Origin of the sequence: Acidovorax carolinensis (genome assembly GCF_002157145.1) — a bacterium.
GTDB lineage: Bacteria > Pseudomonadota > Gammaproteobacteria > Burkholderiales > Burkholderiaceae_C > Acidovorax > Acidovorax carolinensis.
The window spans coordinates 576,315-588,700 of the sequence record NZ_CP021361.1; the positions used below are offsets into that span (position 1 = coordinate 576,315).

The following is a 12,386-nucleotide window of genomic DNA, read 5'->3' on the forward strand; positions in this document are numbered from 1 at the left end:
TTGCACAGCGAAATCAGTAGCCCAGGCGGGCGGGCAGCCACAGGGCCAGTGGCGGGAATGCAATCACCAGCACCATGACGAGGAACATGGCGAACAGCATCCAGCCGACCCAGCGCACGGTGGATTCCATGCGCACACCGGCGATGCGGCACGACACCATCAGGTTCACGGCCAGCGGCGGGGTGAACTGGCCCAGCGCCACCTTGAGCGTGAGGATGACGCCGAACCACACCGGGTCCCATTGGTAATGGTTCATGATGGGCAGCAGCAGGGGCACGAAGATCAAGAAGATCGAGATGCCGTCCAGGAACATGCCCACGGTAATGAGCAGCACGATGAGCAGCGCCAGCACGCCGTATTCGCCCAGGCCCGAGTTCACGATGGCGTTGGCCACGGGGTCGATCACACCGAGGGTTGAGAGTGAGTAGGCAAAGATGCCCGCCAGCGACACCACGATGAGGATCACCGCCGACAGCTCGCCCGATTCGCGCAGGATGGGGAACAGGTCGCGCACCGAGATGGTGCGGTGGATGACCATGCCCACAAACAGGCCGTAGAACACCGCCACCACGGCGGCTTCGGTGGGCGTGAACCAGCCGGCGCGCATGCCCCCCAGGATCAGCACCGGCGCGGCCAAACCCCACAGGGCTTCGCGCAGGCTCTTCCAGAACGGCGGGCGGGGCATCGTGGCTTCGAGGGCGCCCATCTTGTGCCTGCGCGCCATCCACACGGCGGGCACGATCAGCGCGATGCCGGCCAGGATGCCGGGGATCATGCCTGCGGCAAACAGCGCGGGCACCGAGGCGCCGGGCACCAGCACCGAGTAGATGATGAATGCGACCGAGGGCGGAATCAGGATGTCGGTGGCGGCCGCTGCCCCCACCACGCTGGCCGAGAACGAGGGTGGATAACCCGCGCGCGACATGGCCGCAATCATCACGCCGCCCACGGCGGCCGCATTGGCCGGGCCCGAGCCCGAGATGCCGCCCAGGAACATGGCCACGGCGATGGCCACCAGCGGCAGCATGCCGGGGCCGCGCCCCACGATGGCCACGGCGAAGTTGACGAGGCGCAGCGCCACGCCCGAGCGGTCAAAGATGGAGCCCACCAGCACGAACATCGGAATCGCCAGCAGCGGGTATTTGCCCAGCCCTGCGTAAAAGTTCTGCGGCACGGCCAGCAGGCCAAACCACTGGCTGTCGGCATTGGCCAACGCGATGGCGGCGGCGCCGGCCAGTCCCAGGGCGGCGCCAATCGGCACGCCGACGAACATCATGGCCAGGAAGGCCACGAACAATAGCGTGGCGATCATGCCTGGAAGTCTCCATGGTGGTCTGCGGGCGGCGCCTGGCGGCCGCGGCGGATGAACAGGCCGATGGCGCGCGCGGCGATCAGCGCCGAGATCACGGGCAGCCAGATCGAATACCACCACTGGGGCACGCCGATGCCCGGCGAGGTTTCGCCAAAGCGGTAGTCGTCCCACACCACGCGCACGCTGAGCACGGCGATCAGGCCAAACAGCAGGGCCACCATGAGCGCGCCAAATCGCGCCAGCAGCTTGCGGCGGGCCATGGAGCCGCCTTCGGCAAAGTATTCAATGCGAATGTGCTGGTCGCGCGCCACGGCGGCCGAACCGGCCACCAGCGCCAGCACGATCATCAGGAAGACCGAGATCTCTTCGGTCCAGGCAAAGGACGAATTGGTGAAGTAGCGCACCAGCACATTGGCGAAGGTGATGAGGGCCAGCGCCGCCATCACGATCACCGTGAGCCAGTCTTCAATGCGCAGCGAGCGGGGGGAGTTGTCTTCAGGCGCCAGGGGCACGGACGCAGAAGCCGTCGGCCCGGGAGGGGAGGAAGGTGGCATGGGGGCAGGGTCTCAGGGAAACAAACATGGCGAATGCTGTCACTCTGCCCGGCAGTGTTGTGCACCAGGGGCCTGGACGGGGACGGCGCTGTGGGCGCAGCTGCATATTATGGAGCGTGTTGCTGCGTGCACCGGTCTTCGCGCAGCCCGGCGGCGACGCCGGCACGCGCGGATAATGCGGCGATGGAAACCAAGTGGCTTGAGGATTTTGTCAGCCTGGCAGAGACGCGCAGCTTCAGCCGCTCCGCCCAGCTGCGGCACGTGACGCAACCGGCCTTTTCGCGCCGCATTCAGGCGCTGGAGGCGTGGGCCGGAGCCGATCTGGTTGATCGCAGTTCCTACCCCACGCGCCTGACACCGGCGGGCAAGACGCTGTATGACCAGGCGCTGGAGATGCTGCAGGCCATGCAGAACACGCGCGCCATGCTGCGCGCGCACACCAGCGCCAGCCGCGACATGATCGAGTTTGCGGTGCCGCACACACTGGCGTTCACGTTTTTCCCGGCATGGGTGTCGAGCCTGCACGAGAAATTCGGTCCCTTCAAAAGCCGCCTCATTGCACTCAACGTGCACGATGCGGTGATGCGTCTGGTGGAGGGGGGCTGCGACCTGATGATCGCCTACCACCACGCGTCGCAGCCCTTTCAGCTGGACACCGACCGCTACGAGATGGTCAACCTGGGGCAGGAGGTTTTGTCGCCCTACAGCAAGCCCGATGCCGACGGGCAACCGCTGTTTCGCCTGCCCGGCCGCGCGGGCCAGCCGTTGCCCTATCTGGGTTACGCGCCCGGGGCCTATCTGGGACGCATGACCGAACTGATTCTCAAAGAGTCGGGCGCCGCGATTCACCTGGAGCGGGTGTATGAAACCGACATGGCCGAAGGCCTCAAGGCCATGGCATTGGAGGGCCATGGTGTGGCGTTCCTCCCGCACAGTGCCGTCAAGAAGGATGTGCGCGCGCGCAAGCTCGTGAGCGCGGAACCAGCAGACCAGTCAGGCATGCAGATCGTGATGGATGTGCGCGCCTACCGCGAAAAGCCCAGCGCAAAAGAAACCCCAAAAGGCACGGCCCAAGCGTTGTGGACATATTTGCAGGGATTGGGGTCGAACCAAGGGTTGATGCGGATATAGACTATTCGCATAGTTTTTCGCGCATTCGGCATTGGAAATTCACCGTGCTGAAACCTACAGTTGGCGCCCAGGCTGGGTCGGAGCAGGCTGAAGATGCGGCAGCATGTTTCCGCGGTGGCACAAAGATTGCATATGCGTTTGGCAAGTATTCACAAGGGCATTACGACATGAAGGTTCGGCATTGGGGTTGGGCGTGGGGCTTGGCGGCGTTGTGCGGTGCGTCGCTCGCGTCGGCGCAAACCGTGCTGGAGAAGGTTGCTGCGGGGGGCTCCCTGGTGATCGCCCACCGCGAATCCTCGGTGCCGTTCTCCTATATGGACAGCAAGTCGGGAAAACCGGTGGGCTACGCCATCGATCTGTGCCTGCGCCTGGCGGACGTGGTGCGCAAGAAGACCGGCATGAAAGACATGGCGGTCGAGATGGTGCAGGTGACGGCGGCCAACCGCCTGGCGGTGGTCGAGCAGCGCCAGGCTGACCTGGAGTGCGGCTCCACCACCAACAACGCCGAGCGGCGGCAGAAGGTGGCGTTCACTGTTCCCCACTTCATCACGGGAGCGCGCCTGCTGGTCAAGGCCTCCAGCAGCATTGACCGTCTGGAAGACCTTGCAGGCAAGAAACTGGTTTCCACCAAGGGCACCACGCCATTGAAGGCCGCTGAACAGGCCAACCGATCGCATCTGATGGGCATCACCATCGTGGAGGCGGCCGACCATGCGCGGGGTGTAGAAATGGTGGAGAAAGGGGAGGCCGATGCCTTCCTGATGGACGACGTGCTGCTGTATGGCCTGGCCGCCGGCCGCCCCAATCCGGCGGCGCTCAAGGTCGTGGGCCGCTTTGTCACCACCGAGCCACTTGCCATCGTGCTGCCCAAAAATGACACCGAATTCAAAAAGCTGGTCGATGACGAGATGCGCCGCCTGGTCACCAGCCGCGAGATTTACCCGATCTATGACAAGTGGTTCAACAAGCCCATACCCCCCAACAACACCGTGCTGAACCTGCCGGTCAGCTACCTGTTGCGCGACTTCTGGAAATACCCGTCCGATCAGGTGCCGTTCTGACCGGGACGGCAGGTAAACCCCCTGTTCTGGACGTTGCCGCCCGCTCACAATGCGGGCTGGCGCAAGTCTCTAGAATCCTTTTTTTGCATGACATCAGGAGATTGATATGAAGAAGCACATTTTCGCGATGGCCGTGGTCGCACTGGCTGCCGGTAGCGCTTTCGCGCAGGCGAACGACACCCTGGCCAAGATCAAGTCGTCGGGCAGCATCACGCTGGGTGTGCGCGAATCGTCGGGCCTGTCATACACACTGGGCAACGGCAAATATGTGGGCTTTCATACCGAGATGGCCGAGCGCATCATCTCCGACCTGCGCAAGCAGCTGGGTCTGACCGCGCTGGAAACCAAGTACCAGCCAGTTACCTCGCAAAACCGCATTCCGCTGGTGACCAATGGCACGGTGGACTTGGAGTGCGGCTCCACCACCAACAACGCCACGCGCCAGAAGGATGTGGCCTTTGCGGTAACCACCTACGTGGAAGAAGTGCGCATCGCCGTCAAGGCCAATTCGGGCATCCAGGCGATCAAGGACCTGAACGGCAAGAGCGTAGCCACCACCACTGGAACCACATCCGTGCAGACCCTGCGCAAGAATGAGCGCGCCGGTGGCATTGACTTCAAGGAGGTCTATGGCAAGGACCACGCCGACAGTTTTCTGCTGCTGGAAACCGGCCGTGCCGATGCCTTTGTGATGGACGGCTCCATCCTGGCCGCCAACATCTCCAAGTCCAAGAACCCGGCCGATTTCAAGATCGTGGGTGAAGTGCTGTCGGTCGAGCCGATTGCCTGCATGCTGCGCAAGGACGACCCGGCCTTCAAGAAGGCCGTGGACGACAGCATCAAGCGCCAGATCGCCGACGGTTCGCTGGCCAAGCTGTACGACAAGTGGTTCCTGCAGCCCGTGCCGCCGACCAACACCAAGATCGGCCTACCCCTGTCCGACGCCACCAAGGCGGCCTGGGCCAACCCCAACGACAAGCCCATGGAAGACTACGCCAAGAAGTAAACGGCGCTGGACAATGCCCCTTCGAGCCAGGCGTTCGGGGGGGCTTTTTTGTTGGACGCGCCGTGCGCTGTCCGGCTTCCCATAGAAAACGGAGGTACTCCTATGAGTTGGGATTGGCAGGTGTTCTGCCAGGACACCATGGACAAAGAGGTGGTGCAGGGCTGCTTTGGCAAGGGTGGCGACATCACCTATCTGGACTGGATGCTCTCGGCCTGGGGCTGGACCGTGTCGGTTTCGCTGTCGGCGCTGGTGCTGGCGCTGGTGCTGGGCTCGGTCATTGGCACGCTGCGCACGCTGCAGGGCCGCCCCATGGTGGTGCGGCTGGGCAATGCCTGGGTGGAGCTGTTTCGCAACATTCCGCTGCTGGTGCAGATTTTCCTGTGGTACCACGTCGTGCCCACCATGTTCCCGGCCATGCAGGCCGTGCCGGGCTTTGTGCTGGTGGTGCTGGCGCTGGGTTTCTTTACGTCGGCGCGGATCGCCGAACAGGTGCGCTCGGGGATCCAGGCACTGCCGCGCGGTCAGCGCTACGCAGGCCTGGCCATGGGCTTCACCACGTTTCAGACCTACCGCTATGTGCTGCTGCCCATGGCATTTCGCATCATCATTCCGCCGCTGACCAGCGAGACGATGAACATCTTCAAGAATTCGTCCGTGGCGTTTGCCGTGTCGGTGGCCGAGCTGACCATGTTTGCCATGCAGGCGCAGGAAGAAACCTCCCGCGGCATCGAGGTCTACCTCGCCGTCACGGCGTGCTACATCGTCTCGGCATTTGCCATCAACCGCATCATGGCCTTCATCGAGAAGCGCGCGCGCGTTCCGGGCCTGATCGTGGCCGGCGGATCGGGAGGGCACTGACATGAACCTCAGTCTTGATTTTTCCTTCTACAACTGGGACCTGATCTCCAACTTCGTGCTCAAGGGGCTGTACTTCAGCCTCATGCTCACGGTGGTGGCCACCATTGGCGGCGTGATATTCGGCACGGTATTGGCGCTCATGCGCCTGTCGGGCAAGAAGTGGCTGGTTGTGCCCGCCACCATCTACGTCAACGGCATGCGCAGCATTCCGCTGGTCATGGTGATTCTGTGGTTCTTCCTGTTGGTGCCCGCCATCATCGGCCGGCCCATCGGTGCCGAGGTGTCCGCGGTGATCACCTTCATTGCCTTTGAAGCCGCCTATTTCAGTGAAATCATGCGTGCCGGCATCCAGTCGGTGCCGCGGGGGCAGGTGTATGCCGGCCAGGCGCTGGGCATGACCTACGGCCAGAACATGAAACTGGTGGTGCTGCCGCAGGCGTTTCGCAACATGCTGCCGGTGCTGCTGACGCAGACCATCATCCTGTTCCAGGACACCTCGCTGGTCTATGCCATTGGCGCCTACGACATGCTCAAGGGCTTTGAAGTGGCCGGCAAGAACTTTGGCCGGCCCATCGAGGCCTATCTGGCGGCAGCCGTGCTGTATTTCGTGATGTGCTACGCCTTGTCCTGGATGGTCAAGCGCCTGCACCAGAAGATCGCAATTATTCGATGACACCCCCTGAGTCGCTTCGCGCCTTCCCCCTCAAGGGGGACGACGCCGGTGGCCTGGCAAAGCCAGTTCCACGGCGTCCGCTGGCTTCGGCCGTGCCGATTTGACGGCCAGGGCCGTGAACAAGTGACACAAGAGCAGAGATTGGAGAAAGAAATGATCGAACTCAAAAACGTATCCAAATGGTATGGCCCCGTGCAGGTGCTGACCGATTGCTCCACCACCATCCAGAAAGGCGAGGTGGTGGTGGTGTGCGGTCCCTCGGGATCCGGCAAGTCCACGCTCATCAAGACCATCAATGCGCTGGAGCCCTTCCAGAAGGGCGAGATCTATGTGGATGGCGTTGCCGTGCACGACCCCAAGACCGATCTGCCCAAACTGCGCAGCCGCGTGGGCATGGTGTTCCAGCACTTCGAACTGTTCCCCCATCTGTCGGTGACGGACAACCTCACCATCGCGCAGATCAAGGTGCTGGGCCGCAGCGCGGACGACGCCAAGAAGCGCGGTCTCAAGATGCTGGAGCGCGTGGGCCTGATGGCGCACAAGGACAAGTTCCCGGGCCAGCTCTCGGGCGGCCAGCAGCAGCGCGTGGCCATTGCGCGCGCGTTGTCGATGGACCCCATCGTGATGCTGTTCGACGAGCCCACTTCGGCGCTCGACCCTGAAATGGTCGGCGAAGTGCTGGATGTGATGGTGGGCCTGGCCAACGAAGGCATGACCATGATGTGCGTGACCCACGAGATGGGTTTTGCCCGCAAGGTCAGCAACCGCGTGATCTTCATGGACGTGGGCGGCAAGATCCTGGAAGACTGTTCCAAGGACTCCTTCTTCGGTAACCCCGAGGCCCGCCAGCCACGCACCAAGGACTTCCTCAACAAGATCCTGCAGCACTGAGCGCATTACGCGGCCACTCAGCGGCAACAGAGCGGCACCTTTGGGTGCCGTCGGTGTTTTCAGCCAGTAAGATGCGCAGGGCCGGACTTCCCCGGCGCGGCCTGAATGCCCTGAACGAGATACTGAAAAATGAAACAACCCGTGGTCATCACCGCCGAGCTGACGCCCGAAAATGCCCAGGCCCTGGCCCGCTTCGTCAAAAACATCAGCCACGAGGCCATCCGGGCATGTTCCCGCGACGATGCGGAAACCTTCCTCGTGCGCGACGCCCTCGATTCGCTGCGCGAAGCACTGGATCTGGCCGGCTTCGACCCCGTGTAAATCCGCTTTTTCCGCCACCCGGGCAGGGCTGGCGGACACCCCCTGGCCGTGGAGTGATGGGACAATGGCGTCCATGACTGCCGCCCCAGACACCCTCACCATCACCCGCCCCGACGACTGGCACCTGCACGTTCGCGACGGCGAGCCCTTGCACACCGTCGTGCCGCACACCGCCGCCCAGTTCGGCCGCGCGATCATCATGCCCAACCTGCGCCCGCCTGTGACCACGGCCGAGCAGGCGCTGGCGTACAAGCAGCGCATCCTGGCCGCCGTGCCCGCCGGTGTGCAGTTCGAGCCGTTGATGACGCTGTACCTTACCGACAACCTGCCGCCCGAAGAAATCGCCGCTGCCCGGGCGGCCGGCGTGGTCGCCGCCAAGCTTTACCCGGCTGGTGCCACCACCAACAGCGATGCGGGCGTGACCGATCTGCGCAAGACCTACCCCACGCTGGAAGCCATGCAGAAGGCCGGCATGCTGCTGCTGGTGCATGGCGAGGTCACCAGCAGCGACATCGACCTGTTCGACCGCGAGGCTGTGTTCATTGAGCAGCAGCTCATGCCGTTGCGCCGCGACTTCCCCGAGCTCAAAATCGTCTTTGAGCACATCACCACCCAGGACGCGGCCGACTATGTGCGCGAGGCAGACCGGTTCACCGCCGCCACCATCACGGCGCACCACCTGCTGTACAACCGCAACGCCATCTTTACCGGTGGCATTCGCCCGCACTACTACTGCCTGCCCGTGCTCAAGCGCGAAACGCATCGCGTGGCCCTGGTGCAGGCCGCCACCAGCGGCAACGCCAAGTTCTTCCTGGGCACCGACAGCGCACCCCACCCCGCGCACCTCAAGGAGCATGCCACCGGCTGCGCAGGCTGCTACACGGCCCACGCCGCCATAGAGATGTATGCCGAGGCGTTTGACAACGCAGGTGCGCTCGACAAGCTTGAAGGCTTTGCCAGCTTTCACGGCCCCGACTTCTACAACCTGTCGCGCAACACCGGCACCATCACCCTGCGCCGCGAAAGCTGGACGCCACCGGACAGCTTTGCCTTCGGCGAGGCCGAGCTCAAGCCCTTGCGCGCGGGTGAAGCGCTGCCGTGGCGGCTGGTTTAGCAGCCGTTGATTGGGGAGCCGTCTGGTTGGCACCCTGGCGCGCCAATGGTGAACCAGTAGTGCAGCAGATTCTGGATGGCGAAGCGGTGCACAGCGCGCTCCAGGCAGCGCCGAGTGCGGTTGGAGCGCGCATTCGTTTTGTCCCCCAAACCGACCTGCCCGATGGCACCGCCTACGAACAGTTCATCTTCGACACCGGCCGCGTCCCCACGCGCGACAACCTGCACGACTTTTTCAATGGCCTCGTCTGGCTTCAGTTTCCGCTGACCAAGCGGCGGCTGAACCAGTTGCAGGCGCAGGCCATCGCGGCCGATGGCGTGCGGGCCGTGCGCGGGCCCTTGCGCGATGCGCTCACGGTGCTGGACGAAAACGGCGCCGTGCTCGACGCGCCAGCGCCGCTGTGGCAGGCGCTGGCGGCGCGGGACTGGCGGCGGCTGTTCGTGGATCTGCGGCCGCTGTGGCGTGAGGCCCGGCTGGTGCTGTTCGGCCATGCGCTGCTGGAAAAGCTGGTATTTCCGCGAAAACCCATTACAGCGCATGTGTATCAAGCGCAGGCAGCTATTGATTTGGTAGCATCGCTCGATGCCTGGCTGGCGCAGGAGCTGCAACCCGAGCGCCTGGTGGCCAAGCCGTTTGTGCCATTGCCGGTGCTGGGGATACCCGGCTGGTGGCCCGGAAACGAGAACTTTTCCTTCTATGATGACTCCCTCGTCTTTCGCAGCGCGCCCCGCAAAAGCAATCACACCATGGGTTCTGCAGCGCTGTGACGCCGGCTTGAAGGAGCGCGCAGCCACCCCCATGTGAGCCGCTCCATGACAATCCCCCGCATCCTTGTGGAGAACCCATGAAACGTATTTTTCTGTTCCTTTTGACCAACGTGGCCGTGGTGGCTGTGCTGGGCATTGTTGCCAGTCTGCTGGGCGTCAACCGCTATCTCACGGCCAATGGCCTGAACCTGGGCGCATTGCTGGGTTTTGCCTTTGTCATGGGGTTTGGCGGCGCCATCATCTCACTGCTGATCAGCAAGCCCATGGCCAAGTGGAGCGCGGGCGTGCAGATCATCGAGCAGCCGCGCAGCGCCGATGAGGCCTGGATTGTCGAGACCGTGCGCAAGTTTGCCGACAAGGCCGGCATCGGCATGCCCGAGGTCGGCATCTTCGAGGGCGATCCCAACGCCTTTGCCACGGGTGCGTTCAAGAATTCGGCGCTCGTGGCGGTGTCCACGGGCCTGCTGCAAGGCATGACGCGCGAGGAAGTGGAGGCCGTGATCGGCCACGAGGTGGCCCACATTGCCAACGGCGACATGGTCACCATGACGCTGATCCAGGGCGTGATGAACACCTTTGTGGTGTTCCTGTCGCGCGTGATCGGCTACGCGGTGGACAGTTTCCTGAACAAGAACAACGAAAACCGCTCGGGCCCCGGCATCGGCTACATGGTCACCACCGTGGTGCTCGACATCGTGCTGGGCTTTGTGGCGGCCATCATCGTGGCCTGGTTTTCGCGCCAGCGCGAATTCCGTGCCGACGCTGGCGCCACCCAGCTCATGGGCCGTCGCCAGCCCATGATCAACGCCCTGGCCCGCCTGGGGGGCATGCACCCCGCAGAGCTGCCAAAAAGCATGGCGGCCATGGGCATTGCCGGTGGCATTGGCAAGCTGTTCAGCACCCACCCGCCCATTGAAGAGCGCATTGCCGCTTTGCAGAACGCACAGCAGCAGGGCTGAATGCCGGGCCTTGCAGGCCCCCCAACAAAAACAAACCGCCGCAGGCTGCAAATCCTGCGGCGGTTTCTTTTTGGCTGGGCGTTCGAGGCCTGCAAGGCTGTCACATGCAGCCTGTAGGCCATTGACGGGGGCACACACTCCCCCCTTTTGCCAATGCCCCCGCAGCACTTGCGCCGCAGGGCATTGCTTACTTCACCATGAGTCCCATCCAGGGCCAGTAGGTCAGCGCAAATATCACCAGCAGCAACGTGCCCACCACCGTGATCATGAAACCGGTGCGCACAAAATCGTGCGCCTCGAAGGTGTCGGTGCCGTAGGCAATCATGTTCTGCGGCGCGTTCACCGGCAGGATGAAGCCGAAGCTGACCACGAACTGCAGGATCATCGTCATGCCCACCACGTTGATGCCCGGCGTCTCTACGGTGGTCAGCACGCTGATGATGATCGGAATCATGGTGGACGCCAGCGCCGTGGCACTGGCAAAGCCCAGGTGGATGACGATCAGAAAGCCCGACAGCAGCATCAGGATGACGAATGCGGAGGCCATCTGCAGGCCGAGGTTGGTGACGATGAGCTGTGCCAGCCAGCCGGCGGCCTTGGTCTGCAGCAACGCCGAGCCCACGCTGATGCCAACGGCAAACAGCACCACCGTGCCCCACGGAAAGCCCTTTTGCGATTGCTTCCAGTCCATCACGCCGAGGCGGGGAAACAGCATCAGCGCCACGGCCGCGATGGTGGTGGAGGTGGTGTCAAAGTTGTGCAGTACTTTTTCGGTGGACCAGAAACCCAGCAGCACCAGCACGATGGCCAGCAATTTCCACTGGTTCAAAGTCATGGGGCCCAGCTCCTGCAGCTGCTTGCGGATGGTTTCCTGACCCCCGGCAATCTCTTTCATTTCGGGCTTCATCATGCGGGTCATGATGAAGAACAGCGCCACCGTCATCAGCGCGGCAAAAGGCGCCGCGGCCACGAACCATTCACCCCAGGTGATCTGCGCGCCCAGCTGCTTTTCAATGAAGCCGACCGCCACCATGTTCTGCGCGGCGGCGGTCTTGATGCCCACGTTCCAGATGCTGGCCGTCTGCGCCGTGGTGATCACCAGCAGCGCTGCGAAGCGGCTTTTGCGGTCCACATTGAAGGCCAGCACAAAGCCCATCATGATGGGCATCAGGCAGGCCACGCGGGCGGTGGTGCTGGGCACGATGAACGACAGCAAGAAGCCCACGATCATGGCGCCAATCACGATGTGGTGCGTCTTGGCCCCCACCTTGGAGAGCACCGTGAGCGCGATGCGCCGGTCCAGCCCGGTGGCCGTCATGGCCGAGGCAATGAAGCACGCCGCCGCCACCAGGGCCACGGCACTGTTGGCGAAACCGGAGAGCGCCAGGCTGAGCGACGCCCCGGTGCCCATGGCCGTTGTGATGCCCGGCTTGGCGGCGCTGGGGGCGTAGGCCAGCAAAAAAACCATCAGCGCGGCAATGACCACGGCACTGACCGAATAGTCGAGTGCCTCGGTCATCCAGATGATCACGGCAAAGGCCAGAATGGCCAGCATGTAATGCCCGGCCAGCGGCAGGTCGGCGGGCGTGGGCAGCAGCAGTACCGCCACCATGGCCGCCAGCGCCGCCCACAGTCCAAAGCGTTTGATCAGCCCCGCAGGCGCGGGGGCGATGCGGGAAGTGGTGCAGCGAGCGGTGCGGTCATGGGAGTTTTCCTGTTGCAATGTCTAGGCAGCCTTG

Annotated in this window: 13 protein-coding genes; 10 read left to right on the forward strand and 3 right to left on the reverse strand. The window is 63.3% G+C overall.

Going from position 1 to position 12,386, the window contains the following annotated elements; translation table 11 throughout:
• Positions 1-13 precede the first annotated feature (13 nt).
• Positions 14-1,312 (reverse strand): TRAP transporter large permease, encoded by a 1,299-nt coding sequence (locus tag CBP34_RS02760; RefSeq protein WP_094097241.1) that lies wholly within the window; start codon positions 1,310-1,312, stop codon positions 14-16.
• Positions 1,309-1,866 (reverse strand): TRAP transporter small permease, encoded by a 558-nt coding sequence (locus CBP34_RS02765; protein WP_086911290.1) that lies wholly within the window; start codon positions 1,864-1,866, stop codon positions 1,309-1,311. Before CBP34_RS02765 ends, CBP34_RS02760 begins: the two co-directional genes overlap by 4 nt.
• A 183-nt stretch (positions 1,867-2,049) precedes the next feature.
• On the opposite strand from CBP34_RS02765, the gene CBP34_RS02770 reads away from it, so the two are divergent.
• From CBP34_RS02770 to htpX, 10 genes are all read left to right on the forward strand, one after another.
• Complete coding sequence (locus tag CBP34_RS02770) at positions 2,050-2,997, forward strand: LysR family transcriptional regulator (protein ID WP_086911291.1); 948 nt, start codon at positions 2,050-2,052, stop codon at positions 2,995-2,997.
• A 167-nt stretch (positions 2,998-3,164) separates the two neighbouring features.
• The gene (locus CBP34_RS02775) at positions 3,165-4,058 is read left to right on the forward strand and encodes an amino acid ABC transporter substrate-binding protein (protein WP_086911292.1); all 894 of its coding nucleotides are present in this window, start codon (positions 3,165-3,167) and stop codon (positions 4,056-4,058) included.
• Between the two features lie 106 nt (positions 4,059-4,164).
• Complete coding sequence (locus CBP34_RS02780; RefSeq protein WP_086911293.1) at positions 4,165-5,064, forward strand: amino acid ABC transporter substrate-binding protein; 900 nt, start codon at positions 4,165-4,167, stop codon at positions 5,062-5,064.
• 102 nt (positions 5,065-5,166) lie between these two features.
• The gene (locus tag CBP34_RS02785) at positions 5,167-5,922 is read left to right on the forward strand and encodes an amino acid ABC transporter permease (protein WP_094097242.1); all 756 of its coding nucleotides are present in this window, start codon (positions 5,167-5,169) and stop codon (positions 5,920-5,922) included.
• Between the two features lies 1 nt (position 5,923).
• On the forward strand, positions 5,924-6,595 hold the full coding sequence (locus CBP34_RS02790; protein ID WP_094097243.1) for an amino acid ABC transporter permease: 672 nt from the start codon (positions 5,924-5,926) through the stop codon (positions 6,593-6,595).
• Between the two features lie 153 nt (positions 6,596-6,748).
• A complete protein-coding gene (locus tag CBP34_RS02795) occupies positions 6,749-7,486 on the forward strand; it encodes an amino acid ABC transporter ATP-binding protein (RefSeq protein WP_086926561.1) in 738 nt (245 codons plus the stop codon).
• Positions 7,487-7,615: 129 nt separating this feature from the next.
• On the forward strand, positions 7,616-7,807 hold the full coding sequence (locus tag CBP34_RS02800) for a DUF7706 family protein (RefSeq protein ID WP_086911297.1): 192 nt from the start codon (positions 7,616-7,618) through the stop codon (positions 7,805-7,807).
• 73 nt (positions 7,808-7,880) lie between these two features.
• The gene (gene pyrC, locus CBP34_RS02805; RefSeq protein WP_094097244.1) at positions 7,881-8,921 is read left to right on the forward strand and encodes a dihydroorotase; all 1,041 of its coding nucleotides are present in this window, start codon (positions 7,881-7,883) and stop codon (positions 8,919-8,921) included.
• Between the two features lie 26 nt (positions 8,922-8,947).
• Positions 8,948-9,688, forward strand: a complete 741-nt coding sequence (locus CBP34_RS02810; protein ID WP_236748494.1) for a DUF3025 domain-containing protein — start codon at positions 8,948-8,950, stop codon at positions 9,686-9,688.
• A gap of 77 nt (positions 9,689-9,765) precedes the next feature.
• Positions 9,766-10,647, forward strand: coding sequence for a protease HtpX (gene htpX / locus CBP34_RS02815; RefSeq protein ID WP_086911301.1), 882 nt, complete (start codon positions 9,766-9,768; stop codon positions 10,645-10,647).
• A 187-nt stretch (positions 10,648-10,834) separates the two neighbouring features.
• Here the strand turns inward: htpX and CBP34_RS02820 are convergent, their stop codons facing one another.
• Positions 10,835-12,319: a DASS family sodium-coupled anion symporter gene (locus CBP34_RS02820; protein ID WP_094099033.1), complete on the reverse strand. Its 1,485-nt coding sequence runs from the start codon at positions 12,317-12,319 to the stop codon at positions 10,835-10,837.
• Between the last annotated feature and the right edge of the window lie 67 nt (positions 12,320-12,386).

Excerpts from the sequence above, each read along its gene's own strand:
- CBP34_RS02785 (WP_094097242.1), top strand. The coding sequence starts at position 5,167 with ATGAGTTGGGATTGGCAGGTGTTCTGCCAGGACACCATGGACAAAGAG.
- CBP34_RS02800 (WP_086911297.1), top strand. The coding sequence starts at position 7,616 with ATGAAACAACCCGTGGTCATCACCGCCGAGCTGACGCCCGAAAATGCC.
- CBP34_RS02780 (WP_086911293.1), top strand. The coding sequence starts at position 4,165 with ATGAAGAAGCACATTTTCGCGATGGCCGTGGTCGCACTGGCTGCCGGT.
- htpX (WP_086911301.1), top strand. The coding sequence starts at position 9,766 with ATGAAACGTATTTTTCTGTTCCTTTTGACCAACGTGGCCGTGGTGGCT.
- CBP34_RS02790 (WP_094097243.1), top strand. The coding sequence starts at position 5,924 with ATGAACCTCAGTCTTGATTTTTCCTTCTACAACTGGGACCTGATCTCC.
- CBP34_RS02770 (WP_086911291.1), top strand. The coding sequence starts at position 2,050 with ATGGAAACCAAGTGGCTTGAGGATTTTGTCAGCCTGGCAGAGACGCGC.
- CBP34_RS02765 (WP_086911290.1), bottom strand. The coding sequence starts at position 1,866 with ATGCCACCTTCCTCCCCTCCCGGGCCGACGGCTTCTGCGTCCGTGCCC.
- CBP34_RS02795 (WP_086926561.1), top strand. The coding sequence starts at position 6,749 with ATGATCGAACTCAAAAACGTATCCAAATGGTATGGCCCCGTGCAGGTG.
- pyrC (WP_094097244.1), top strand. The coding sequence starts at position 7,881 with ATGACTGCCGCCCCAGACACCCTCACCATCACCCGCCCCGACGACTGG.
- CBP34_RS02775 (WP_086911292.1), top strand. The coding sequence starts at position 3,165 with ATGAAGGTTCGGCATTGGGGTTGGGCGTGGGGCTTGGCGGCGTTGTGC.
- CBP34_RS02760 (WP_094097241.1), bottom strand. The coding sequence starts at position 1,312 with ATGATCGCCACGCTATTGTTCGTGGCCTTCCTGGCCATGATGTTCGTC.